This window comes from Limnospira fusiformis SAG 85.79, from assembly GCF_012516315.1.
Taxonomy (GTDB): domain Bacteria; phylum Cyanobacteriota; class Cyanobacteriia; order Cyanobacteriales; family Microcoleaceae; genus Limnospira; species Limnospira fusiformis.
This window is the reverse complement of the sequence record NZ_CP051185.1, coordinates 2472706-2496725: the sequence shown is the minus strand read 5'-3', so window position 1 is coordinate 2496725 and position 24020 is coordinate 2472706. Positions and strand designations below refer to the sequence as shown.

24 protein-coding genes, 1 tRNA gene and 1 pseudogene are annotated in these 24020 nt (G+C 46.0%); 8 read left to right on the top strand and 18 right to left on the bottom strand.

Annotated elements, in window-relative coordinates:
• The first annotated feature begins 44 nt into the window (after positions 1 to 44).
• Positions 45 to 317 carry a hypothetical protein gene (locus tag HFV01_RS11825; protein ID WP_006622134.1) on the top strand — a complete coding sequence of 91 codons (273 nt, stop codon included), beginning with the start codon at positions 45 to 47 and terminating at the stop codon, positions 315 to 317.
• Positions 310 to 639: a hypothetical protein gene (locus HFV01_RS30500; protein ID WP_006668239.1), complete on the top strand. Its 330-nt coding sequence runs from the start codon at positions 310 to 312 to the stop codon at positions 637 to 639. The genes HFV01_RS11825 and HFV01_RS30500 overlap by 8 nt, the downstream gene beginning before the upstream one ends.
• A gap of 864 nt (positions 640 to 1503) precedes the next feature.
• Here the strand turns inward: HFV01_RS30500 and HFV01_RS11820 are convergent.
• The 3 genes from HFV01_RS11820 to murA form a co-directional block, all read right to left on the bottom strand.
• Positions 1504 to 1585, bottom strand: a tRNA-Leu gene (locus HFV01_RS11820).
• Positions 1564 to 2439 (bottom strand): M48 family metallopeptidase, encoded by an 876-nt coding sequence (locus tag HFV01_RS11815; RefSeq protein WP_006625340.1) that lies wholly within the window; start codon positions 2437 to 2439, stop codon positions 1564 to 1566. The genes HFV01_RS11820 and HFV01_RS11815 overlap by 22 nt, the downstream gene beginning before the upstream one ends.
• A 107-nt stretch (positions 2440 to 2546) precedes the next feature.
• Positions 2547 to 3938: a UDP-N-acetylglucosamine 1-carboxyvinyltransferase gene (gene murA / locus HFV01_RS11810; RefSeq protein ID WP_006625339.1), complete on the bottom strand. Its 1392-nt coding sequence runs from the start codon at positions 3936 to 3938 to the stop codon at positions 2547 to 2549.
• 333 nt (positions 3939 to 4271) lie between these two features.
• On the opposite strand from murA, the gene ald reads away from it, so the two are divergent.
• Entirely contained in the window at positions 4272 to 5357 is a 1086-nt protein-coding gene (gene ald, locus HFV01_RS11805; RefSeq protein WP_006625337.1) for an alanine dehydrogenase, read from the top strand.
• 298 nt (positions 5358 to 5655) lie between these two features.
• Here ald and HFV01_RS32305 read toward each other — a convergent pair whose 3' ends face one another.
• The 3 genes from HFV01_RS32305 to HFV01_RS11795 form a co-directional block, all read right to left on the bottom strand.
• Positions 5656 to 5823 carry a hypothetical protein gene (locus tag HFV01_RS32305; RefSeq protein ID WP_488193805.1) on the bottom strand — a complete coding sequence of 56 codons (168 nt, stop codon included), beginning with the start codon at positions 5821 to 5823 and terminating at the stop codon, positions 5656 to 5658.
• A 242-nt stretch (positions 5824 to 6065) separates the two neighbouring features.
• The gene (locus HFV01_RS11800; protein WP_006625336.1) at positions 6066 to 6647 is read right to left on the bottom strand and encodes a TIGR04376 family protein; all 582 of its coding nucleotides are present in this window, start codon (positions 6645 to 6647) and stop codon (positions 6066 to 6068) included.
• Positions 6648 to 6746: 99 nt separating this feature from the next.
• Complete coding sequence (locus HFV01_RS11795; RefSeq protein WP_006625335.1) at positions 6747 to 7439, bottom strand: ComF family protein; 693 nt, start codon at positions 7437 to 7439, stop codon at positions 6747 to 6749.
• 89 nt (positions 7440 to 7528) lie between these two features.
• On the opposite strand from HFV01_RS11795, the gene HFV01_RS11790 reads away from it, so the two are divergent.
• On the top strand, positions 7529 to 8449 hold the full coding sequence (locus HFV01_RS11790; RefSeq protein ID WP_006625334.1) for an NAD(+) kinase: 921 nt from the start codon (positions 7529 to 7531) through the stop codon (positions 8447 to 8449).
• A 10-nt stretch (positions 8450 to 8459) separates the two neighbouring features.
• On the opposite strand, the gene HFV01_RS11785 is transcribed toward HFV01_RS11790, so the two are convergent.
• From HFV01_RS11785 to HFV01_RS11730, 12 genes and pseudogenes are all read right to left on the bottom strand, one after another.
• A complete protein-coding gene (locus HFV01_RS11785; RefSeq protein ID WP_006625333.1) occupies positions 8460 to 10091 on the bottom strand; it encodes an adenylate/guanylate cyclase domain-containing protein in 1632 nt (543 codons plus the stop codon).
• 9 nt (positions 10092 to 10100) lie between these two features.
• Entirely contained in the window at positions 10101 to 11702 is a 1602-nt protein-coding gene (locus tag HFV01_RS11780; protein WP_193521114.1) for an iron uptake porin, read from the bottom strand.
• A 161-nt stretch (positions 11703 to 11863) separates the two neighbouring features.
• Positions 11864 to 12076 (bottom strand): ssl0294 family protein, encoded by a 213-nt coding sequence (locus HFV01_RS11775; RefSeq protein ID WP_006619291.1) that lies wholly within the window; start codon positions 12074 to 12076, stop codon positions 11864 to 11866.
• A gap of 102 nt (positions 12077 to 12178) precedes the next feature.
• On the bottom strand, positions 12179 to 14299 hold the full coding sequence (locus HFV01_RS11770) for a transglycosylase domain-containing protein (RefSeq protein ID WP_008051241.1): 2121 nt from the start codon (positions 14297 to 14299) through the stop codon (positions 12179 to 12181).
• A gap of 10 nt (positions 14300 to 14309) precedes the next feature.
• Entirely contained in the window at positions 14310 to 14486 is a 177-nt protein-coding gene (locus HFV01_RS11765) for a hypothetical protein (protein ID WP_006625330.1), read from the bottom strand.
• The gene (gene chlG / locus HFV01_RS11760; RefSeq protein WP_006625329.1) at positions 14476 to 15468 is read right to left on the bottom strand and encodes a chlorophyll synthase ChlG; all 993 of its coding nucleotides are present in this window, start codon (positions 15466 to 15468) and stop codon (positions 14476 to 14478) included. The genes HFV01_RS11765 and chlG overlap by 11 nt, the downstream gene beginning before the upstream one ends.
• Positions 15469 to 15673: 205 nt before the next feature.
• Positions 15674 to 16783 carry an RNA-guided endonuclease InsQ/TnpB family protein gene (locus HFV01_RS11755; RefSeq protein WP_235720262.1) on the bottom strand — a complete coding sequence of 370 codons (1110 nt, stop codon included), beginning with the start codon at positions 16781 to 16783 and terminating at the stop codon, positions 15674 to 15676.
• Positions 16746 to 17354: pseudogene (locus HFV01_RS11750) on the bottom strand (IS607 family transposase). The gene HFV01_RS11755 and the pseudogene HFV01_RS11750 overlap by 38 nt, the downstream one beginning before the upstream one ends.
• Before the next feature lie 104 nt (positions 17355 to 17458).
• Positions 17459 to 18445 (bottom strand): hypothetical protein, encoded by a 987-nt coding sequence (locus HFV01_RS11745; RefSeq protein WP_318286245.1) that lies wholly within the window; start codon positions 18443 to 18445, stop codon positions 17459 to 17461.
• Positions 18446 to 18534: 89 nt separating this feature from the next.
• Positions 18535 to 18858, bottom strand: coding sequence for a hypothetical protein (locus HFV01_RS11740; protein WP_006625613.1), 324 nt, complete (start codon positions 18856 to 18858; stop codon positions 18535 to 18537).
• 463 nt (positions 18859 to 19321) lie between these two features.
• Positions 19322 to 20086, bottom strand: a complete 765-nt coding sequence (locus HFV01_RS11735) for a hypothetical protein (RefSeq protein WP_318286244.1) — start codon at positions 20084 to 20086, stop codon at positions 19322 to 19324.
• A gap of 39 nt (positions 20087 to 20125) precedes the next feature.
• Entirely contained in the window at positions 20126 to 21340 is a 1215-nt protein-coding gene (locus HFV01_RS11730; protein WP_006670207.1) for a glycosyltransferase family 4 protein, read from the bottom strand.
• Positions 21341 to 21423: 83 nt separating this feature from the next.
• Here HFV01_RS11730 and HFV01_RS11725 point away from each other — a divergent pair, with 83 nt between their 5' ends.
• From HFV01_RS11725 to HFV01_RS11710, 4 genes are all read left to right on the top strand, one after another.
• Positions 21424 to 21855: a nucleotide-diphospho-sugar transferase superfamily gene (locus HFV01_RS11725; RefSeq protein ID WP_006670206.1), complete on the top strand. Its 432-nt coding sequence runs from the start codon at positions 21424 to 21426 to the stop codon at positions 21853 to 21855.
• Between the two features lie 60 nt (positions 21856 to 21915).
• Positions 21916 to 22746, top strand: a complete 831-nt coding sequence (locus HFV01_RS30495) for a hypothetical protein (RefSeq protein ID WP_318286243.1) — start codon at positions 21916 to 21918, stop codon at positions 22744 to 22746.
• 58 nt (positions 22747 to 22804) lie between these two features.
• Positions 22805 to 23752: a glycosyltransferase family 2 protein gene (locus tag HFV01_RS11715; protein WP_006670204.1), complete on the top strand. Its 948-nt coding sequence runs from the start codon at positions 22805 to 22807 to the stop codon at positions 23750 to 23752.
• Between the two features lie 118 nt (positions 23753 to 23870).
• Positions 23871 to 24020, top strand: coding sequence for a hypothetical protein (locus tag HFV01_RS11710; protein ID WP_193521113.1), 150 nt, complete (start codon positions 23871 to 23873; stop codon positions 24018 to 24020).

The following is a 24020-nucleotide window of genomic DNA, read 5'->3' as shown; positions in this document are numbered from 1 at the left end:
TCAAGTAAGTTAAATAATTTCGTCAAAAAAGGAAACACAAAACCATGAACGAAGAACAAGCAAGGTTAATGGTTATCGCGGAATTAGCACGTGATATTTACGCCCAAATGATGTCACGAGATATCCCCTACGCTAACCAAGATACCAGGGTGAAATTAGCCGAAATCGCCCATAACGCCGCTGTTGATTTTATGGCGGTACAAGAAAAGTGGGTATCGTCTCAAGAGACAGTTATTCAGCCAGCATCATTTATGCCCGACTTTAGTGGCAATGGTTACAGTAGCGATATCTTTATGGGGGGTGACTTCAATGCCTAAGTTATTGCCAGTAATCAGCCTACATACTGGAAATTTCAGCAATTTTCTACAGGGCCCCGGTGGAACTTGTGTAGAACTAGATACGCCCGAGTGGTTTGACTACCTGAGAAAAAACAAGTCATTCTCTGTTGAGTTAAACGGCAAAAGGTTTACGGCTTGCAAAAAAACATCTATCAACAATTTCGCGTACTGGAACCTGAAGGGCTGGGACGGTAAAATCAACCACCATATCTATATCGGAAAATCTGACCAGACTACCAATGAGAAGATTCAACAGGCTGCTATAGCTATGTTTTATCGGTGCAACCCCAAGTTGGCGTAAGCCCTAACAGCTAACAGCCTAACAGCTACTCCAATAACTTAATAGCCCCCTATGGTTTCTAACTGTAGGGGGTGTCTATGTATTTTCTCATTTACATAATGTATTTACATTATGTAACTTCTAAAATATGAATGCCTACCCTATCATGTCCAGATATTACCCAGAACTAAGTTACCCCCAACAGATAGCTTTACCTACAACCTACGGCTAAGATTTTGGGGGTGAACTGATTATGTTGGTATCGGTTTCTGCTCGGTAATTGTCACCAGTTGAAAAGTTGTTTAGGGGTATCGGGTTGGTTCCGGTAGGAGATAGTTTAGATTAGGCGATCGCACTTTTCATATCAGCCAGATGATAGCCCATAGTTTCCCCTCACCGAGGATTATGAATCAGACCCATAGATAACCGGATAGGCGATCGCTCATAGGTTTACCTATAGGTCTAGTCCATGGAAAGGCGGTCTGATATCTTTGTACATTGATAGGTGTATCTTTGTACATTGATAGCTTGGGGAATTATCTTCTGCTGTTGTCGTGGTTGATTTTGAAACATATCCTCCCCCCAACCGGAACAAACACTCTTGGGGGTGCGACCGACGTGATAGCAGTCAATGGTGAGGAACGAACCGATAGGCTTGCCATTGACGGGTATCACAAGGGAGTTACCCTATCGGTGTTTGGTTGGGGGGTGGTATGGGTATTTGACAGATTGATTAAGTTGTGCTTGTTGACTGAGTAATCATCCTATTGACAGAATTATTTTCCTGTGCTAGGACTAGATTGTGAGTAATATCTGAGTAACTAGGTATAGTTATCGGGTTAAGTAAATCCCGGTTATTCCTACCAGCATTAGGTCAGTTAATAGTGGGCAGAGTCGGACTCGAACCGACATGACCGAAGTCGCCACATTTTGAGTGTGGTGCGTCTACCAATTTCGCCATCCGCCCGAATTGGTTACTTTGTTATTATACACGATTTTTCCAGATTGCAACAAAAAATTATAATCTGGGCTACTGGCCCAGCGATAGATTTCTCTGGCCCTTAGTACAGGTAGAGGATGGGTGAGTTGAGCGGTTTGGGCTTGTTTAAGTAACTCTCCCAACTCATCACTACTCATTTGATCATAGGCGATCGCTTGTTCAAGAAAAGCATCCAAATTAAGTTGAGGGGCTAAAGTTGGGGAACCCCCGGACAACTTCATCAAAACCGACATCACCACTCTAGGGTCTTGGGTAGCCAACAATGCAGCGCGATCGCAAGTAAACTCAGCACAGCGGACCCATTCAAGAATCTGAGTTTGTAGGGACTGAACCAAAAGCGCACCCAAAGTAGAGAATTGACCCGCCGCCAAAATAATCAAATTCGCCAAAGTCAGATAAACACCATGCTCACACTTGAGATGTCCCAACTCATGACCAATCACGGCTTGAATTTCTTCAGGAGTCAACAAATCCACTAAAGAGGTATGTAGGACAATAAAAGGCTGTTTTCCCCGCATAGCCAAAGTGTAAGCATTAGGGACTGGGGAAGACCTAACATAAAGCTGTGGCGGTTCCAAGTCCAAAGTCTGACAAGCGGACAACAAGAGATTATGGAGATATGGAAGCTGTTTTTCACCGACGAGAACACTCGAAGCAATATTTTCCAAATAGAAAAACTGCTCACCGACGGAACCGAGCAACTGACGGACGATCACATCTAAACCGGGAATTTGCTTTAAAGCATTAGTGGCTTGTAAATCAAGGGGATGGCGGAAATGATCTGCTTTCAGACCAATGAGAGGATTAGGAGACAAAGCCATAGTATTCAATCAAACATTGGGGAAATACAACAAGGGGCGGGTTAGCAACACCTAGGGAGTACCTTGAGGTTAGCTATAATGCCCCTATAGTTAATTATTAGCCTAGTTTACTTATCTTTGGCAGAAGAATTTTCCGATTCCGGTAGTGGCTCTATACGTTCTATCCGAGCGCCTAAATCTTTCAACTTGAGATCGATGCGTTCATAACCGCGATCGAGATGTTGTAAATCGGAAATAGTAGTTTCACCCTCAGCGGCTAAAGCAGCCAATACTAAGGCGGCTCCGGCTCTTAGGTCTGTAGCCCTGACTGGCGCACCAGATAAAATAGGAACACCACTAACGATCGCCGTATTACCCTTCATGCGGATATCAGCGCCCATGCGAATCAATTCCGCCACATGGTGTAGACGGTTTTCAAAAACAGTTTCAGTAATCAGACTATTACCCTTGCTCAGAGTTAGCAAAGACATAAAAGGGGCCTGCATATCCGTAGGGAAACCAGGATAGGGTAGGGTTTCAATATCTGTGGGTAGGATTTCCTGACCGGGAATAATCCGAATCACTTGATTATCTTCGGCGACAATAGTTGAGCCAGTTTTCCGTAACTTAGCAATCACGGCGGTGAGATGATCTGGAATAACCGGAGCCAGGGTTAGTTCAGAGCCAGTAATGGCTGCGGCCAATAAAAAAGTCCCCGCCTCAATGCGATCGGGGATGATAGAATAATCCACCGAGTGCAGATGGCTAACTCCAGAGATGACTAATTTCTTAGTTCCCGCGCCCTCAATTTTCGCGCCCATAGCCCGGCAGAAATTAGCCAGATCAATAACTTCGGGTTCTTGAGCCGCGTTATCAATAATGGTTTCCCCGTCTGCTAACACTGCAGCCATCATCAGGGTTTCGGTGGCTCCCACACTGGGATAATCCAGATAAATCTTAGCGCCTTTGAGACGGCGATCGCTCCCAGTCACGTATGCTTCAACGATCCCATGATCAATTTGCACATGAGCGCCCATCGCCCGTAGTCCCTGAACATGGAGATCCACAGGTCTAGCACCGATAGCGCATCCCCCCGGTAAGGGAACCTTAGCTATCCCTAATCGCGCCAAAAGCGGTCCGATAATAAAGAAACTAGCTCGAAGCTGACTAACTAACTCATAGGGTGCTTCAGAGTGAGTAAGTTCTCTAGCATTGATATCAATAACACTACCATCTCGTTTGAGGTCTACCCCCACAGCCGATAGAATTTGCCCCATAGTGCCGACATCAACCAATGACGGAACATTCCGTAGCCGACAGTCTTCCGAACACAGTAGAGCGCCAGCCATGATGACTAGCGCCGCATTTTTAGCACCGCTAATAGCTACCTGTCCTTTCAGGGAAGAGCGGCCCGCTATTTTGATAATAGGCTGATCGGCATCAGAGGCCGTAGAAACGTTAGACGAATTGAGAGTGAGTGTAATGGGTCTACCCTCCAAAATTGGGTTTTGACTGTGCATTGGTGGTTAATTTTTTTGTTCTGATTCTACCCGAAAGATTCTAAATGTCTAGGGGTAAAACAGGAAACGCCGGATCGGTATGGGGTGAAACCCCTATCAGAAAAGGATTTGAGACCATAAGGAAAACAGTATTTAAGTGGGGTGCCAATTTACCGCCACCCTACAGACCAGGTAAAGATATCCCGGCGCGGGAGAGTTGATCTATTGGGTGATTCGGTAGGCGATCGCAGTCTGATGATTATGGTTCCTGTTTGGTGGTGCGGGAAATGATACCCTAGATGGTGGAGAGCGTTTGCGGTTCAGCCATTATCACAAAATTAAGGTTCAGGTAAGATGCAAATTGGTGTCCCCAAAGAAGTTAAAGATCAGGAATTTCGGGTGGGATTAAGCCCCAGTAGTGTCCGAGTCTGTTGTGAAAAAGGCCATCAGGTTTTTGTAGAAACAGAAGCCGGGGTGGGGGCGGGATTTTCTGACCAGGACTATCTCGAAGCAGGCGCTGAGGTGGTTTCCTCACCCACAGAAGCCTGGAATCGTGAATTGGTGGTCAAGGTCAAAGAACCCCTACCCTCAGAATATCCCTTTATTCAGAAGGGACAACTTCTATTCACTTATTTACATCTGGCGGCGACTAGGGAATTGACGGAACACCTTATTAATAGTGGGGTGAATGCGATCGCCTACGAATCAGTAGAATTATCAGACCGACGCTTACCACTACTCACTCCCATGAGTATCATTGCGGGTCGCCTTTCCGTACAGTTTGGAGCCAGATATCTGGAACGCCAACAAGGGGGGCGCGGCGTTCTCCTGGGTGGTTTCCCCGGTGTCAAATCCGGTCACGTCGTGATTTTGGGTGGTGGTATCGTCGGCACCGAAGCCGCCCGCATTGCCGTGGGTATGGGCGCTATGGTCACAATTATTGATATTAATGTCGATCGCCTCTCCTATTTGGAAACTTTGTTTGGTTCCCGGGTAGAATTGCTTTACAGTAATTCAGCCCACATTGAGGCTACTGTTCCCCAGGCTGATTTACTCATTGGTGCGGTCTTGGTTCCAGGTTTTCGGACCCCGATTTTAGTTTCCCGTGAATTGGTCGCTAAAATGCGCCCCGGTTCTGTATTAGTTGACGTGGCGGTTGACCAAGGCGGTTGTATTGAAACTCTCCGACCTACTTCTCACAGTCAACCCACTTATATTGAGTATGGCGTGGTTCATTATGGCGTTCCCAATATGCCGGGGGCTGTACCCAGTACCGCTACCCAAGCCTTAAATAATAGCACCTTGCCTTATGTTCTCAAATTAGGCGATCGAGGACTTCGCGCTTTAGCTGAAGATGCCGCTTTAGCTAAGGGGTTAAATGTCGAAAATCACCAACTTGTTCATCCTGCTGTTAGGGAAGTTTTCCCGGATTTGGCTTAGGCGTGCCATTCTCCATGTACCGACCCGCTAGGGTCGGCTTCCCAGAATCACTGTTGATTTTTTATTCAAAAAAAATTTGTTCGGCCCATCCTGCGCGGAGGGTTGACAACAGCCGGGAACTTGTGGTAGGATATTGACATACAGTTTAATAATAAGAATATATACTTAAATTTGAAAAAAGTCACTATTCCCATTATATAAAGTATAGCCGGGAGCGCCACCAAAAGCAACCCCTCCCCCCGAAAAAAAAATTTTTTGCAACATTTCTTAATTTTTTGTAACAAAAGTTAACACAAAGTTATTGACGCATATTGCGCTTGAGTTGTTCGAGTTCCTCATCCATTTCCCACTGACGAAACTGCTGTTCGAGGGGGTCAGGGGTAGCTTGAAAGCGAGTGTAATCATTTCCTTGGTTCCATCCCTGTGTTTCCCAAGATTTAGTTTGGGTAGCTTTAGCACTGTTGATTTTTTATTCAAAAAAAAAATTTGTTCGGCCCCTCCTGCGCCGAGGGTTGACAACAGCCGGGAACTTGTGGTAGGATATTGACATACAGTTTAATAATGAGAATATATACTTAAATTTGAAAAAAGTCACTATTCCCATTATATAAAGTATAGCCGGGAGCGCCACCAAAAGCAACCCCTCCCCCCGAAAAAAAAATTTTTTGCAACATTTCTTAATTTTTTGTAACAAAAGTTAACACAAAGTTATTGACGCATATTGCGCTTGAGTTGTTCGAGTTCCTCATCCATTTCCCACTGACGAAACTGCTGTTCGAGGGGGTCAGGGGTAGCTTGAAAGCGAGTGTAATCATTTCCTTGGTTCCATCCCTGTGTTTCCCAAGATTTAGTTTGGGTAGCTTTAGCGCGGTTAGCAGCTAATTCCTGCTGTTTAATTTTAACCTCTTTGCGTCGCTGTTGAATCTGGCGATAGAGTTCCTTAGACTTTTCGATGCGGTTTTTAACGCCCTGCATTTGTCCCCAGCGCTGATTTCCCTGTCGCAATAGGGCGGCTTCTCTTTCTTGGGCGGCTTCAGCGAGGTCAGGGCGGTTGGCGGCTTGTGCTTTAGCGACCCATTTATGCCATTTTTGGATATCTTGTGCGATCGCCAAAATTTCTTCAGTGCATTTCTTTTCCTCACGCTGGAGGTCAGCAATTAATCGGAAGGTGTCCTCTTCCTGTTGACGCAATTGTTCCTCAATGGCTTGCAATTCCAAATCAGGATGATCTCGCAAAAATTCCTCTAGGCGGGTTTCCAGAAAGCGGCTGAAATCTTCAAATAAGCCCATAATGATTGTCGGTGATGGCTATGATGGCTAATTAGATTTTAGCCCAATCTAGGGATATCTCAACCAAAAGGAATAAGTTATTGGTAGGGTTGTCAGTACCTAGCCCATAGATGATAGTGAACGAGGGGAAGATTTAGGGGAAGCTGTGGTAGCTAATGCGACCACTCCAGCTACTTTAATTTTTCTCAACTTGAAGGCTTGAATAGCAGCATTAACCGTAGCCCCAGTGGTATAAATATCATCAATAATCAACACAGAACTGCGAGGGGGAAGGGGGTCTTTTCCGACTCGTAAAGCCCCCTGCAAATTCTGATATCGTTCTGGGCGGGACAAGCCGTGCAGGGCTTCGGTATTTTTGAGCCTTTGTAAACCATGGGGTTTCATAGATAAACCGGTGATTTCACAGAAGCCGCGCCCCAATAATTCGGCCTGATTAAAACCCCGTTGTTTGAGTTTAGCGGGGTGTAGGGGAATAGGAACTACAACTAAATTCTGGGGAACGCGCTTCACAGTATCGAGCCAGCCCTCGGCTAGACAATAGCCTAACATTTTGGCGATCTGTGGGTTCCCATCATATTTTAAAGCCGCGATCGCTTGTTTAAGGACTCCCCCATAACGACCCCAAACAAAAATCGGCACCTCGCCGGGGAACATTCCTCCGTGGGTAAATTGACATTCTAACAATTGTTGTTCGCAATAGCGGCAGAACTCCTGATCCGTAGGTCTGGCACAGATGGGACATTCTGGCTTTAAAAAGAGATTAAGGACAGATTGAAGAATAGAATTAGTCATGGCGAGTTAAAAAAACAGAGAATCAGACAATTGCTGTGTTCGGCAGTTTTGGTGGATAATCATAGATTAAACCAAGGTTAACTGGGACTGTGCAGATTAAACAAGTCATCATTGCTCATAAATCTAGGGATAGGCTGAGTCAGCGTTGGGCGCAACAGTACGCCAAACAATTTGAACAGCGGGGATGTCAGGTTCTGATGGGACCGAGTGGGGCGAAAGATAACCCCTATCCGGTGTTTCTAGCTTCTAGTAGTAGTCCTATTGATTTGGCGGTGGTATTAGGGGGGGATGGAACAGCTTTAGCGGCGGCGCGACATTTAGCGGAAGTAGGTATCCCCATTTTAGCGGCGAATGTGGGGGGGCATTTAGGATTTTTAACAGAGTCCTTTGAGGATATAGAGGATACGGAAACGGTTATAGATCGTTTATTTGAGGATCGCTACGCTATCGGACAGCGGATGATGTTACAGGCGGCGGTTTTTGAAGGTTCCCGCCATAACCTGGAACCGTTAAGCGATCGCTTTTTAGCCCTTAATGAGATGTGCGTAAAGCCTGCTTCTGCGTATCGAATGCCTACTTCTATCTTAGAAATGGAAGTTGACGGGGAAGTAATTGATCAATATCAAGGGGATGGCTTAATTGTGGGAACCCCCACGGGATCTACCTGCTATAATGCGTCTGCAGGCGGTCCGATTGTGCATCCGGGGATGGATGCGATCACTGTTAGTCCCATTTGTCCCCTCAGCTTTTCCAGTCGTCCTGTGGTAATTCCTTCGGGGTCAGTGGTCAGTATTTGGCCCCTAGCTGACCTCGAACATGATACTAAATTATGGACTGATGGGGTATTGGCCACATCGATTTGGCCGGGACAGCGGGTTGATGTGAGGAAAGCAGACTGTCAGGCTCAATTTATCATTCTGCGGGAGGACTATTCGTTTTATCAAACCCTGCGGGAAAAATTGCAATGGGCGGGGGCGAGAGTTAGACATATTAATAATCACCGGAATTAATCCAATTAGACTAGGGTGATCCAGGTTTTCCAACTTCCACATTTTGATAAATGGTGACGGGATGATCAATGCCTTTAAAGGTGTAGTCTCCCATTAGAGCAAATTGCTCAGGCGATCGCAACATTTGATAAGTCGCCTGACTAATGACACACTTTCCTGGGGGACAAATCGGCTCCATTCTCGCCGCCAAATTAATTGTTCCCCCCAATACGGTATAATCTACTCGTTGGGAGCTACCGACATCCCCAACTACTGCCCTACCGCTATTAATAGCAATTCGCAGTTGTAGTGGTTCGGATAACTTGCCTTTAGCGTTGAGTTGTTCCAGGCGTTCTAACATTCCCAAAGAGGCATTAACAGCGCGTTCTGCGTGGTCTGCTTGGGGTTCGGGCGCGCCAAAAAACGCCATAATACAATCACCAATAAACTTATCTAAAGTTCCTCCCAGGGCAAAAACTTCCTGCAACATTTCCTCAAAAAAAGCATTAAGTAATGTAGCTAATTCATTAGCAGGTAAGCGTTCCGAAAGGGCTGTAAAACCGACAATATCAGCAAATAAGATACTAATTTCAGCATCTGTGGAAGGCAAACGTCCATTGTCTAAAGCGCCCACATTGATTAAATGCTGTACGACCGCCGGGGTGTGGTAGCGTTCAAGACGTTGACGGATAGTGCCTTCCTGCTGCAATTTTTGAGTAAGTAACCAACGTTGAATACTAGCAGCCACTAAATTTCCCAAAGCTGAGAAAAAGCTCAAATCTTCATCACCGCCACGAGTCCAGTATTCAAAGGAAAAATGAGCATCTCCATATAAAACACCCACCACATTATCCTCATCCCACAGGGGAACTGCAATGCAAGATCTGATATCTTTAACCAGGATACTGGGTTCACTTTCAAAGCGTGTATCCTGTTGGGCATCAGCGGTTTTAATGGCGATTTTGTCACGAAAAACTCGCTTACAAATACTGCGACTAATCCAACTTCCATCATTATAGATATCTAGGCTGTGACTGGATTTTTTGGAGGCAACTTTGACGAGTTCTAGTTGTCCGTCGCCATTGAGGTCAACCAGTAAAGCCAAGCGTTCAATAATGGGGATATCATGAAAAATCACGGACTGAGTTTGTGAGAAAATGGCATCAATAGACTCAGCACTATTCAAACATTTAGCAATTTCTACTAGGTCTTGTAGGCGGGCTACAGAGCGACGATAATTATTAATGTCCTCATCAAATTGGGTGTTACTTTGAATCCATTGTTGTTTCAGATCCTGAACCCGACCAATTAAATTAGTTCCTTCCACCAGAGTCCCAATTTTGCGCCCGCCATTTTTCTTGGTATCTGGTGGTAGGATATCTAAGCGGATCTGATCAATTCGCAACTGGTCGTTAACTTTGAGGGGGTGAGGCTGGGCTAAGGATATATCATTTAGACAAGTGCCGTTTTTACTACCTAAATCTTCCACCCACCAACCACCATCAGTCCCTTTATAAATGCGGGTATGACGGCGCGATACTTCAATAAAAGGCAGTTGCAAGTTACACTCAGGCGATCGCCCAATAATAAATTCATTGCGATCGACTGGAATTAGCCTTTCGGGTTGGTTTTCAAGAATCAGTCGCAGCCTCAGTTCATCCATGAAAAATGATTAAAATAAGAATGTGGTACGCAAAACACCGATTACAACTGTGTCATTATTAGCATTATGTTCTGGATTGGTCACCATAAATACACCCGGTGTCACCCAGATATAATCACTGACACGGAAACGGTAGAAAGTCTCGAAGTGTAAGGAGGTATCGCGATCTTCTCCCAAGGGCAAATTACGGCCGGCTACCAGTTTAGGCGGTTGACCAAAGATAAAGGCAAATAGGTCGCCATTACGGCCGAAGGGTTCAGACCAACCCAGAGAAAGGCTGTAGGTAGTAGTGTTGGCATAGGCGTTGCTGGTGGTTGATTCCCCAAAGGTCACGCCCCCAAAGGCTGCGAGGGTGATATTAGACTTGATACGCCACTGGAATGACCCCCCTACTGCATTAAAGTTCATAGGTTCATCGAGTAAACCGGAGGTATCGGCGCTAAAACTTCCGGTGAGGGTGTCTAAGCGACCATTGGCAGAGTAGGCATTAATATAGGTTAAACCTGCCAAGGTGTTAGCACTGGGCTTGAGTAACAATTGTACTCCTAAAGCACTATGATCGGAATGACTAATGCCGAGTCTGGCATCGGAGCTGCCGCGAGTCCCATAGGCTACCTGTAGTCGCACCCTATCGGCAACTAACCAATCGAACCCAGCGCCTCCATCTAAAGCGCCGATTTTAAATAGGGGGCTACCCTCGCCAAAGCGGGAAATAGCACCCCGACCGCTATCAAAAAAGGGTGAGTTAGCAGTGAGGACGTTGCTGAGACTAAATCCTACGGGGCGGACGGTGAAGACTACCCGGTTATTAAAGGCGGGAAATCTATATTCTAGGTAATCGAGGAATAGTTGATCATTGGTATCAGTTTGGTATGACAGCAGAGCCATATTTCCAAACCCTGGATTTTCGACGGTTCCGGCTAATCCTCTGTTTTCAAAGTTACCGGAAACGAAGCCTATGCGGAGACGGTCCAGACCACTAAAGGAAGATACGGTTCCGAGACGCAGGAGATAGTGGAGGGTAGCTTGATGGTTGTCTCCGGTGCCGGGAGGGTCTCCGCCTACAGCACCCGCAAAGCCGAAGATGGCTTCACCACCGAATATGGTGGTAGTGGAAAATTGGTTAGCTTCTAATTCTGCGGTTCTGGCTTCAAGGGCGAAGATACGACCTCCCAAGGTGGCGAGTTCGGCGGCAAATTCCTCCTGGAGACGTTGGAGGACGGCGAGATCTTCACGGGTGACTTTATCAACTACGGAGGCGGCGATCAGTTCGTTAATTCTTTCTAAACAGGCGTTGAGTCCGGCGGCGAATTCGTAGCGGGTCATCGCGCGGTTGCCTCTATAGGTTCCGTCGGGATATCCTGCTATGCAGCCATAGCGTTCAACTAGGGATTGTAGGGCTTGAAATGCCCAGTCTGTGGGTTGAACGTCTGAGAGTTGGGAAACGGAGGTAACTTGTCCCTGAACTTCTACTAGGTCATCGCTGCTAATGATGTCTTCGGAGAGTTGGGCGATCGCTGTATTGGTATGGATAATAGAAGCGATCGCACTGGTAAGGGGAAGAATCATTGCTACTTTTGACCAGAAACTATAGCCCCATAATTTGCTCATAGAACAACACTCCTCAGAATTAACACCTGCCAACATATTAAGCCGTATGCGACAGCTACGCCAACCTCGGCTATGAAAGAGGGTTGCTGGTACTCAAGGCGCAGAGGTTGAACATTAGCGCTCAGGGACAATAGTTTCTCGGTGAAAATATAGCCGGCTGTTTAGTCAATGGTAATTGATTGAGGCCCATTACTCGAGCCATTATTGTCTCGGTCAGAGGTTGAGGAAGAGACTGGGGTTCCGGTTTCCTTTTCTAACCAGCTTTTCACTGGGTCTTCTGATAAGTTGAGTCGCAGGACGCTAGAGACAAAGCCACCCAAAAACGAGATCGGATCTTGGGTAAATTCTTTGAAGATGGGTGTCAGTTCATCCATGATTAGAGAAAGCTCCTGTAAAGAGATTTATTGTTATTCTGACTGAATTTTAGCTGAATCGGCAAAAATCAGTAAACCGGCCTGCCTACGCACAGGGAGTGGTTAGTAGTAATAGCCATCATTTCCATAGTCGCTGGAGTTATTAATATGTTTGTGGTAGTCGTCATCATCAGGACGAATGGCGGCCGGTCCAGTTTGTACCCATTTAGGTTGATGGGGTTTAGCTTTAATGCTTCCCCGGTGGCTGTCGAGGTCGGGAAGTTCCGGAAACTCCTCAACGGGTAAATCCTCAACTACTCGTTTCATAAACTCACGCCAATTAAAGGCGGCGGTACTACTAGCGCCCCAAGTGCGATCATTGTTGTCGTTTCCTAGCCATACTCCCGCCACCAGTTGCGGAATATAACCAATAAACCAGAGATCCCTAGCTTGTTCAGAAGTGCCAGTTTTACCTGCGACATCGCGATCGGCAAGGTAAGCGGCCCCACCTGTGCCGTTGCGTACCACACCAGTTAGCATCCAGGTAGTAATAGCGGCGCTGTCGGGGTCAAGAACTTGTTTAGGTGTAAACTGAGCCTGATAGATAGTTTCGCCTTTCTGGTTGATGACTCGGCGGATACCATGAGCGGGGATATATTGGCCTTGGGCGGCGAGGGTTCCGTAGGCGTTGGTTAGTTCCAAAAGATTAACTTCATAGGCTCCCAAGGCGAGGGAATAGGTGGGTTTGAGTTCAGATTTGATACCCATGCTCGTACCGAGAGAAATAACGGGTTCAAAGCCGACATCAATTAGGACTCTAACGGCAATAACATTAGTGGAATTACTGAGGGCGTTAAGCATCGATCGCCAACCACCGTAACGGTTTCCATAGTTTTGGGGGCGATATCCATCGACTCGATAGGGTTCATCATTGTAGCTATCATAGGGGGAGAAACCTGCTGCGATCGCCGCCGCATAGACCAACCCTTTAAAAGTCGATCCGGGCTGTCGTTGAGCTTGGGTCACGCGATTAAACTGACTTTCCCCGTAATTTGCACCCCCTACCATAGCTTGAACTTCTCCGGTAGTAGGGTCGATCGCCACTAATGCGGCTTGGTCAAACCCAGCGGCGCGCCCGTCTATTTTTACGGCTTCTCTAACAACCTGCTCGGCTATTTCCTGCCATTGCAGATTTAAACTCGTTTCCACCACCAAGCCCCCAATTTCTAGGGCTTCTTTTGATACAAATAATGGTAGTTCCTTTTGAATAAAATTAGCGAAATAGGGAGCCTTAACCTGTAGACGTTTATGGGGGCTAGGATTTACAACTAGGTCACTTTGAATCAGTGAATTGGCGCGACCCTCAGAAATCATGCCCATTTCCTGCATTCGGCGCAGTACAACATTCCGGCGTTCGGTAGCTAGGTCTAAATTCACCAGGGGCGAATATTGACTAGGAGCGGGAGGCAAACCCGCCAAGGTAGCCATTTCCGAGAGGGTGAGTTGTTCTACGGGTTTGCTGAAATAGACCCAAGCTGCATCAGCTACCCCATAAGCTCCCGAACCCAAATAGACTAAATTAAGATAGCGTTCGAGGATTTCTTCTTTGGTGAGAGTTTTCTCAAGTTTTTGAGCGAGGATAGCTTCCCTAAGTTTACGAGTCAGGCTGCGTTCATGGTCTAAAAACACCATCCGAGCCAATTGTTGAGTGATGGTGCTACCTCCCTGGACTACACCTGTAGCCATGACATTAGCGGATAAAGCTCTGATAATACCTTGGTAGTCAATGCCACGATGTTCATAGAAGCGTCGGTCTTCTATGGCAATAAATGCCTGGACTAACTCCTCTGGGATCTGGTCGAGAGATACCTGCTCCCTGGTAGATGGTCCGGTTTGCATGATAATGGTACCATCTGCGGCTTGAATGGTTAGGGTTCCATCTCGGTTGTAGGCTGATAGGTCAGAAATCTCGGGTAAACTTTGTTCAAGGCGATGGAACTGATAAGCTCCTAATGCGATCGCACTTCCGACTATAGTAATGATACCAACGCCTATCCACAATCTAGGGCGAGGTTTCCATTGCCAACGCCTAATTGGACGGCGACGGGGTCCTACCCCCAGGGGGGTTTCGGCAGGGGGAGGCGGGGCTGGAGCCTCGGAGTCTTGGTGCAAAACGGAGGTAGGGGGCATAGTATTTTGACTATCCCTAGATTCGTCGGTAATTTTTGGGGAAAATTCTGTCACGTAAACCTCCTTATGTGGGAAGCCCCTTGCTAAAAGGGGAGGAAAAACGACTGGTGGCAATTGCCCAGATATAATCTTGAAAAGCGTTATTGATAAGCTGGTAGGGTGCGTCGGAGAAATCCATGAGATAGGTCAAGGCAAAATCTGGTTCATCTGACGCACCAATTGCTCCCCCACTAAACTGCATGACCTAGGGCTAAACCCACAACCAACATTCCTAGGACAAGGAAAGGTTGAGCGCTTGCCTGATATTTAACATCATTTTCCAGGGGATTGCGAATAAAATACATATCCTGGAAGGTAATTTGTGGAATCACGAGTAATAACAAGATGGTGGCATAAAGGTTTTGCTTAATGCTGATCAAGTATAGGGCAACTCCGGCTTGAAAAATGTCAATCATTAATACACAGATCCAGGCGGCGGTGGTTACGCCAAACATAACGGGGAGGGATTGTAAGCCAAGTTGGCGATCGCCTTCGACACTCTTAAAGTCGTTAACAATGGCAATACCTAGCCCCGCCAAGCTGTAGAATAGGGTGAGTACCACAATAGTGGGGTTGAGTTCTCCGAATAGGGCATGACCCGCCCACCAGGGAAGGGCAATATAACTGGCTCCGAGAGCATAGTTACCTAACCAGCCGTTTTTCTTGAGTTTTAGGGGAGGCGCAGAGTAGATATAGGAAACGAAAGCGCCGCCAATACAGAGAACTGTGACCATGGGGAACTCATGACCTGCCCAGACATCTAGGATATAGGCAAGACCGATACCTGCAGCCAGGAGAATCAGAATCTGGGATACGACTTGAGGGATGGAAATTGCACCGGAGGGAATAGGGCGATATGGCTCGTTAATGGCATCTAGGTCGCGATCGTAGAAGTCGTTGAGGGTTTGGGTATACCCTGCCATTAAAGGACCCGACAGCAGCATACAGGCGGCTGCTTTAAGGATATCTTCTAGTGTCCAGCTATAGCCTCCAGAGGAAGCCGCACCACAGACTACACCCCAAATTAGGGGAATCCAGGTGATTGGTTTCATCAGTTGCAGGCGAATTTTCCAGATGGATGTTTCTCCGGGGGCGGCCCCTTTCATCCCTAGTAACTGGCGGGTTTTTGACCCGGAGTTAGGGATAGCTTCTGAAGAGGTTTCGGGGGTTGGGGAATCAGACATAGTATTTTTTTAGCTATTATTTCGGGGTTATCGCTATGGTTTTTGATAAGGCCTGCCTGATCCCAATAAACCAGTGTCGGGATTGATTGGCAAGGCACAGATTGACAATTACGAAAAAACCCGAAGAGAATTTTAGCGCATTATCGCCGGGTGCGTCAGACACATCAATAATATGGGGAAACGGAGAATCTGGCTGCTGATACATTTACGCGACATTTATCCGGCTATTGCCTGACAATGCGACGATAGCACTATTACCCGTTAAGGTAACAGAGGCGGTATCCCGCAAAGCTTTTAGAAAGATTCCAAAAGCACCGTTCCAGTCCCTGGGTAGAGTGAACCCGCACTCCGGACATCGGAACACTTTTGAGCCACCTAGCTGGGAATGCATGTGACCACAGTGAGTACAGGTTTTGCTGGTGTATTCTTCCGTCACATCTACAACTGTGGTTCCAGTTATCTCGGCTTGATGTCTCAGGGTTAGTTTGAATCGATAATGCGCCCATGTCAGCATGGCGCGGGCAGTCTTGGATTTGATTTTCCGCTTGGCTTTGGCAACCATGTTGGAAGTCTCGAAGGTCGGCAGAAAAATTATGCTGTAGTTGTGAGTCAAGTAGTGAGCAATTTGTTTGTGGGCTTCATCAACTAGATTGCGGATTTTGGTTCTCATTCGTTGAGCCGCTTGCCTCATCCGTCGCCTTCTTGAACGACAGGGTTCCTTGGCGATTCGGCTCATCAAATCATCCAAATGTTGACATAGCCTAGTAATGCGTCCAATATCCCCGGAGCCCAATTCCAGAAATCGAGAGCCATCAAACCCAGTTATGAAAGTTCGCACACCCGGGTCTAATGCAATTACGCCATTCGCTTCAGTTGGGGTAACGGCAACTGGTTCAGGGAAAATCGCCAACCATCGACCTTTGGTAAACACCAACTGAGTCCCTTGCCCGCAAGTTTTAGGGATAGCTTCGGAAACCATGAAAGTTAATCCTTTCGTGAGTCTTGGATACCAACTCCCTGAAGAGAAATTAGTATTATTGAACTTAATCCCTTGAGAGCTGTCACGACAACTTCTAAACCTGGCATCAGGACTGGCGCTCAAAGCCTGATAGGCATCAAAGATGGCATTTTGCCGAATGTGGCAGGGTGTTTCTTTGACCCATTCGGGTAAGTCGCTCTGCATCACTTTATTGCGTAACTTTAACTTGCTTAGTCGTTTACCACTCCGGGATAATGCAATTGCTTGGTTGTAGCAATACCGACAAGCAGCCAGCCATTTACGCCAGACTTGATTTAGCTCGGGGCTGGGGTAAATCCGGATCTTCTTTGACCTGAGTTTTGTATTTACTCCGTCCGTATAATCGGGAACTGAAGCAGTGGAGGATGGCGAGGATGTCCTCAACCATTTCTCGTTCTGGACTGAGACTTGTCTGGTTGAGAACCATGAGTGAACACCTGTTTTGCTCACAGAGCCATCGAAACAAGTCAAATCCCCATATTGCCAATCAGTCTTTGTGGGCAACGACAACCATGCGGACATCTCCTGACAAATGATGTCCCAGTAAGGCCAGCATTTTCTTTCCCTTGAAGTTGAGCCCGCCTCGGATTTCTGAGACGACTTCTGCTTCGGGGTAGAGGTTGGACAGTGCGGCCACCTGTCGGTTGAGGTCGGACTGCTGGGCGCGGCTACTAACTCTGGCATAGATAACGACTTTGCGTTTGTCACTGCCTGATATGGAATCAGAATATGACTCAACGTTGTATCGTCGTTGCCCAGCGGGGGTTCTGATGGTCTCGATTGAGCCATTTTTGTCCCATCTGCGGAGTATTCTTTCATGGACTCCAAGGATTTGAGCCGCTTCCTTGGGTTTGACATATCTGGCAATAGGTTTATCCTCAACTCTTCTCGCTTCTTATACCATATTGCCCTAAAATATTAACCTAATTTGAGATTAAATCATGCTCCTAAGAGAGCACCAGAGCCAATGGATTAATCTAACAATTGGCGAATGCGGGTTTTGTTGTCTGGGGAGGCTTGAGATTGGGTTTCTAACCATGCGATCGCTTCATCTCTCCCGAATTGGGCCACCAAAATGAGAGCGCCCCAGGCTTGCAAATCTGGTTCTTCTGGGTTTTCCAGCAGCGCTGCTTGAATGCGGTTTTTGATTCTTCCCCCGTCAGCCTGTAGGAGGTTTAACAGTTCGGTTTGGTTAAGGCTCGCGCTTTGAACCACATTTAGGGCTTCACTCCAACGACCATCAATAAGTCCCGCGAGTACCTTTTGAGTCGGACTTGCCCAAGCTGCTGTAGCCTGAGCATCTGTAATGCTGGCATGGAACTGAATTAATTGCAGTTGTGCCTCCGCTAATGCTGGCCATTTTTGGGGATAATCGCCACCGGTGCCGGAATTGTTCTTGAGGGGTTGCATCAGACTTAAAGCCGGAGACCACAAACCGCTGCGAGCTAGTCTAATAGCTCTTCGATAAGCATAGTGGTCAACAACTTCTTGATCTAGGGAGATGCTAACTAACTCAATGGGGTTAGGAACAAAGCGGCGGGGTCGGACTTGATAAATGCTGAATTGTGGCTCAAGTCCCATGGTTTGTTCAACTAATAATTCTGGGTAAGGTCCCCCGGTGACGTTTTCCCATATAGGATGCTGTCCCGCAGCACTTTTCCACTCCAACATCGAACTGAGGTGATAATGTTTGGGGTTGTAATGAATTATATGTCCGTAGGGAACTCGGGTATCCCCCACCAGACGGGTTCCATATAAGTTAAACCATACTCCCGATTCAGGAACCCTATTTTTAAACGTCGTGATATCAGTTAGGGGTAGTGGTCTATTACCGCCCTGCTGATTAGCACGAGTTCCAATCAAAGATGCCAGTACAAAAGACTCTGCTGGTCCGTTGACGGGTAGTTCATAAACTAGGCGATATAGTGCGAAACGTTTAGGAGTCAAATAAGGCTGCAATGCCGAAATAACCTCCTAGAGGGCAATTAGACCTTTACACGGTTACTCAGTATCGGTCTAACCCCTCAACTGTATATATGTCCCGACGCTTAGGGAGTTGTGAATCTAAGCAAGGCAGGGAACTCAGGGTCAATCCCATTTAAGAAATCACAGAATACACTTTTATCTTCCAAGTATACTACAAGGAGGAGTATTTCAACCCACTTGGGGTGATTTGGGAAAGAGTAAAGGCGGTAGCCACCCCCAGTTTCAGAAATCACAAATCTGGGATTGAAGCGGGGAACGGAAGGCGTGAAGTAGAACCTACTACCAGAGGCGACCACTGCCAACCATCCATGATTAGGGAAACCGAATGTCTGGCTTGAACCACCGTAACTAGTTAGCAGCGAAATAGGCTGATACGCTGCGTCCAAAAGGACAAGGGGAAAAGTAGGGTAATTATGTCATCACCTACACAGACCTTTAAAATGTACCCCGGTGGATAGGACAAATCTAAAGATGGAATGCCCATATATACGGAACGTTGAAACCCCTGTTGGGCTCTCTGCGAGTACATCTCGTAGAGTAGTGAAAAGTGTAAGCGCAAGCCCATAAGGGGAAGGGATGTGACTGAAAGCCAATGCCTAACTGTAATGGTTGGGATATGCCCACTAGTCACGATATGGATATAGAGACTGCGATAAGTAAGAGTTTAATGGCGAAAGCGAGTTTAAAGACTAACGCAAGCATATAGCTCCCAAAGTTGAAGTCATAAAGCAGGGGGTAGTAACCTTGTTCCTTTGACAAAGAGGGTATCCACATCAGGAGCCGTGTGAAGGGAAACTTTCAAGCACGGTTTTGAATGGGAGTTGGGAAAGGTGACTTTCCTTTCGACCCCTACCACTCAGGAGTCCCCACCGCTTGATAGGGAGTTTGTACTGATTTATAAACTCGCAGTTCCACAATTTCTTTACAACCAGTGGGACAGGGGATGGTTGTACTAGATTCGCGGGTCTGCATTACTGGAATTAACAGATCTACGGGTGTTTGAACGAGGGATTCATGGGGGAGTAGGAATGAGCGCCAGGGTTTGAGGTAGGGATTTTGGGCGAATAACCTTTCCTCTAGCCTAGCTGTACTGACACTATTGCTCATATCCCCTAAAACTTCTCGATTAGGAAGGGGTAGGGGTTCAGCAAAAAAACGACCTTGGGCTTTGAGTTCTTCTCGGATTTGCTCCAGGCTATAAAGATAATCGTTGGGTTTTAGGGGAATTTGGGTACTCGCGGGTAGAAATTGATTAAGCCAAATTCCTACGTCAGGATTGAGAATCAGTTGGTAACTAAACCAAGCGCTGACGCTGAATAGGGCTGAACCACCAAATAGTAGGCTAAAGGCTAGACTATCGGCTAACCACTTTTTTAGTGCTACTGATAGGGGGCTTGGGGACTGGCGAGTTCTGACAGTTGGCTTGTGTTTATGGTGGCCGATATTGCCCCCGCCCTGACCCGCCACGTTGGGCTTTTGGGCTAAGGGGCGGGAAGGGGGCTGCTGTGATAATGGTTGTTTCTGGCGGCTGGGTGAAACAGCTTGGCGTTTCTGATTAGTCCCCCTGGATTTCTTGTCTATGGGTCGATTAAATCGGACTTGTCTATTGTTCATATTTGGCAACTGACTCCCCTAACTTTATGGTGATGACCTTCAACCGATGAGGACTTGTTCATAGCGCTGACCTGCTCGTTCCCAAGTATATTCAGTTTCGATGAGCGATCGCGCTTTTTGAGAAAGTTCTTGTCTGAGATCTGGGTTTTCAAACAGCCTGGCTATCTGTTGGACATATTCCTCAACTGTGTTAGCTCGTAAAGCCCGCAGTTCGACTCCTTCACCATCGACGGCTAAACCTTCTAAACCGCGATCGCTCGCTACCAAGGGAACTCCGGCAGCCATAGTCTCTAGGGTTTTATTTTTGATGCCGAACCCGGTTCGCATTGGGATTACACAGACTGTGGCTTTATGTAAATATTCTGCCATTGAAGGTACACGACCCGTTACGTTTACCCCTGGACAATAGGCTAGTTCTAACACTTCTGGTACGGGTCTGGCTCCTACGATAGTAATGGTGGTATCTGAAGCGCGTTTTTGGATCTGGGGTAATATCTCTAGGGCGAGAAATCTAGCCGCGTCAATGTTGGCTATGTTGTCCATGGCTCCGACAAAGATGAGTTGATGTCCACCTGGGTCGAAAGTTCGATAGGGAAACTGCTCAAAGTTTACGCCATTTGGGATAATTTCCACCTTCGCTATGGGGTTAAAGTGTTGCATCTGTTCCCCGTCTTCGGGAGTGGTGGCAACAATGGAGGAAAATTTGGTACAATATTGTTGCTCATAACGATAAAGTAGGGGAAGGTTAAGGCGATCGCGTAGGGGTTTCTCTGCCGTTTGAGTCTCTAGCTGCTGCCGACAGGTTGCATAAACTGAACTGTGGACATTAACGACTGTTTTTAAGCGGTCTTTCCATTCGGGGCGCACATAACTCTCATTAATGCTATGTTCGCAGGTGATGACATCATAGCCTTCGTCTTCAACTACTTGATCAATCCACTCCTGCATATCCACCGAGTAGGTTGCTCTAACATTGGGAGGAGTGCCACTGAGTAGGAATTGGCCAAATCGAGAGATTTTGCCGAAAATGCCCCAGTTTGCTTCTGCGGGTTCACTTCTGGGAAACACCTGGAGCCGATCTACGCACTGACTGAGTTCTTCAATGTCATCATCAGTGACATCAGAGGTGCGTTGTGTTACAAGAGTAATAGGGTGTGTCTGGCTCAAAAATTTGAGTAGGTTAAAGGTACGGACTTGGGTTCCACCTTTGGTAGGAGGATAGGGGAATGTGGAAGAAATCATTAAAATTTTCATCGGCATTTAAGTTGATGGGAAAGTCTCAGTAATTAACTGGGTAATTGTTAATTCAAATTAGATCTGATTAAGGAGTTGACCCCATGGCATCTTGTGGTATATACACTTTAGCAAATGATGTGGTTTTCGATCAACTGGTAGCTTTTTTAAATAGCGTAGAGGTTAATGTGAGTCCAGATATACCTATTTGTATTATTCCCTATGATGACCGTATGGAGCAGGTAAAAAAGGAAATTGGCGATCGCCCCAATGTTAGCATTTATGAAGATCAGCAAGAGATCCAGCGATGGGAAGATTTTGCTAAAGAAGTGTGGATGAACCATCCCCTAGCATTTCAGAAAAGTAATGCTCGCCTCATTGAATCAAGAATGCGTTTTCAGAGAAAAATGGCGGCTTTTCAAGGATACTTTGATAAGTTTTTATTTTATGATGCTGATACTTTAGCGATGAAACCGGTAGATGATATGTTTCTGAAACTAGATACCTACAAAACAAGCAAACGTATCATCACTTAGTTAACTGCTAAAGGGTGGTAATTTTTTGATTGTTGAAAATCTCAAACAGGTTAATCATTTATGTTGGGTTTTGTCGTACCGATTAAAAGTCGTAAGATATCTAAATCTTGGGATAATCTTTCTCTCCTACTGGAAAGAACTGCTAGGTCAATGTGCAATCAGACTCATCCTGATTTTCGGATGATTGTAGTCTGTCAAGAAAAACCTAATATTAAGTTTGAACATCCGAATTTACACTACCTGACGGTGGATTTAAGTTTGCCTGTACCGACAACAATAGTCGAAAAACGGGTGGATAAAATGTATAAAGTTATCGCCGGAGTTCGTTTAGCCAAGGAAATGGGATGTTCTCACATTATGCAGGCTGATGGTGATGATTGTGTAAGCCGATGTTTAGCTGATTTGGTAGCCCAAAATAAATCGGTTGATGGCTACTTCTTCAAAAAAGGGTATGTCTATAATCATAATAGCAATGTTATGAAAGTCATGCGTAAAGGGTTCCATCTTTATTGTGGCACAACTCATATTATTAGAAGTGATTTATATGATGCCTCAGAGGAAACTTTAGCAAGAATTCCTGAGTCGATCACATCCCCTAGTCAAATTCCTAAAGATATTCATCATTTCTACTATTGTCATAATTATTTTACGAGGGGTGTAGAGTCGAAAGGATCCCACCTTGAGCGACTTCCTTTTGTGGGGTCTATTTATATTTTAGGAAATAGTGAAAATCTATCTTCGGAAGATTTCGTTAATATTGAAAAACGGAAAAATATGTCTCTGAAAGTTAGACTGCTAAACCTGAAAGCTAGTCTATTCGATTACCGAAAATTAACCCCGAAGATTCGAGAAGAATTTGGTCTTTATGATATTGAACTAATCAATCCCTAGTAGAAAAGACGAGGACATATTAAACTTGATCATGTCGAGTGAAAGTTAAGCTGATTCTGTGGCTAAAATTACTGTTTGTATTCCTACTTATAACCGGGTTAACCTGTTACCGATCGCCATCGCCAGTGTTCTGGAACAAACCGAACAAGATTTCGAGTTAATTGTCTGTGATGACGGTTCGACTGATGGAACCGTGGAGATTATGTCTCGCTATGAAGACCCGCGATTGCGCTATATTCGCCATCAAAAAAATATTGGCAAAAGTAATAATATGCGATCGGGTTTTGATGCGGCTACGGGGGAATATTTTATTAAATTTGATGATGACGATCGCCTGACTCCAGAATTTCTCGAAAAAACCAGTGCCATTTTAGAGCAAAACCCTACCGTTGATTTTGTAGGGACTGACCACTGGATAATTGATATTAACAATAACCGAGACCAAACCGCCACAGATATTAACTCGGTCAAATGGGGACGCAGCCAACTCCCAGAAGGTATAGTTGAAAATCTCCTAGAAGTAGTATTTATTCAGCAAAGTTTTCAAATAGGAGCTACCCTCTGTCGTCGCCAAGCCTTAATTGATGTGGGGTATATGCGCCCGAATATTCAAAACTGCGAAGATAATGATTTATTAGTGCGTCTCGCCTTAGCCGGAAAGCAGGGATATTATATTCCCCAAAGGTTGATGGAATATCGGGTTCATGCTGAACAACAAGGGTTAAACCGGGCTATTCCTTATTTACGCGATCAAATCACTTATTTAGAAAATTTCCAATTCCCATCAGAAAAGCTGGAAACAATTAGGCGATCGCGCCTGGCTGAATCTCAACTTTTATTAGGGTTGCGAATGGTAGAAACTGGCGATACACAAGCCGGACGAGTCTTAATTGTAGCCGGACAATCAGCATCTCTCCCCAAAGCCTGGACAGGGTTGGCTATTTCTGTGCTTCCTCAACCTGTACGGAAACAAATCTTTACTCTTCTGCGGCGGGCTAAAAGCTAAAATCCTGCCTAGGAGTTGAGGCTGTGATGGGTTTTGGGTAAATCTACGCCACCAGCCCAAACCCAACAGCTATAAGAGATGGTATGGTTATAATTAAAGTGTTACGGCCCCAAAAAGCGTGGCTGATAACCTAAGCAGGAGTCAGTACGTTGCCATGGAGTTAGGGGGCTTCAGGCCTTTTTTCTGTGGCAGCATAGATATCGATCGCCATTTTAACTATTTGACTATTCATAAAACCATAAAAATCGAGAAACAACAGAAGCATTAA

Bases quoted from the DNA above. Each gene is read 5' to 3' on its own strand.
- HFV01_RS11825 (WP_006622134.1), top strand. From the start codon at position 45: ATGAACGAAGAACAAGCAAGGTTAATGGTTATCGCGGAATTAGCACGT.
- HFV01_RS30500 (WP_006668239.1), top strand. From the start codon at position 310: ATGCCTAAGTTATTGCCAGTAATCAGCCTACATACTGGAAATTTCAGC.
- HFV01_RS11815 (WP_006625340.1), bottom strand. From the start codon at position 2,439: ATGGCTTTGTCTCCTAATCCTCTCATTGGTCTGAAAGCAGATCATTTC.
- murA (WP_006625339.1), bottom strand. From the start codon at position 3,938: ATGCACAGTCAAAACCCAATTTTGGAGGGTAGACCCATTACACTCACT.
- ald (WP_006625337.1), top strand. From the start codon at position 4,272: ATGCAAATTGGTGTCCCCAAAGAAGTTAAAGATCAGGAATTTCGGGTG.
- HFV01_RS11800 (WP_006625336.1), bottom strand. From the start codon at position 6,647: ATGGGCTTATTTGAAGATTTCAGCCGCTTTCTGGAAACCCGCCTAGAG.
- HFV01_RS11795 (WP_006625335.1), bottom strand. From the start codon at position 7,439: ATGACTAATTCTATTCTTCAATCTGTCCTTAATCTCTTTTTAAAGCCA.
- HFV01_RS11785 (WP_006625333.1), bottom strand. From the start codon at position 10,091: ATGGATGAACTGAGGCTGCGACTGATTCTTGAAAACCAACCCGAAAGG.
- HFV01_RS11780 (WP_193521114.1), bottom strand. From the start codon at position 11,702: ATGAGCAAATTATGGGGCTATAGTTTCTGGTCAAAAGTAGCAATGATT.
- HFV01_RS11775 (WP_006619291.1), bottom strand. From the start codon at position 12,076: ATGGATGAACTGACACCCATCTTCAAAGAATTTACCCAAGATCCGATC.
- HFV01_RS11765 (WP_006625330.1), bottom strand. From the start codon at position 14,486: ATGCAGTTTAGTGGGGGAGCAATTGGTGCGTCAGATGAACCAGATTTT.
- chlG (WP_006625329.1), bottom strand. From the start codon at position 15,468: ATGTCTGATTCCCCAACCCCCGAAACCTCTTCAGAAGCTATCCCTAAC.
- HFV01_RS11735 (WP_318286244.1), bottom strand. From the start codon at position 20,086: ATGAACAATAGACAAGTCCGATTTAATCGACCCATAGACAAGAAATCC.
- HFV01_RS11730 (WP_006670207.1), bottom strand. From the start codon at position 21,340: ATGAAAATTTTAATGATTTCTTCCACATTCCCCTATCCTCCTACCAAA.
- HFV01_RS11725 (WP_006670206.1), top strand. From the start codon at position 21,424: ATGGCATCTTGTGGTATATACACTTTAGCAAATGATGTGGTTTTCGAT.
- HFV01_RS30495 (WP_318286243.1), top strand. From the start codon at position 21,916: ATGTTGGGTTTTGTCGTACCGATTAAAAGTCGTAAGATATCTAAATCT.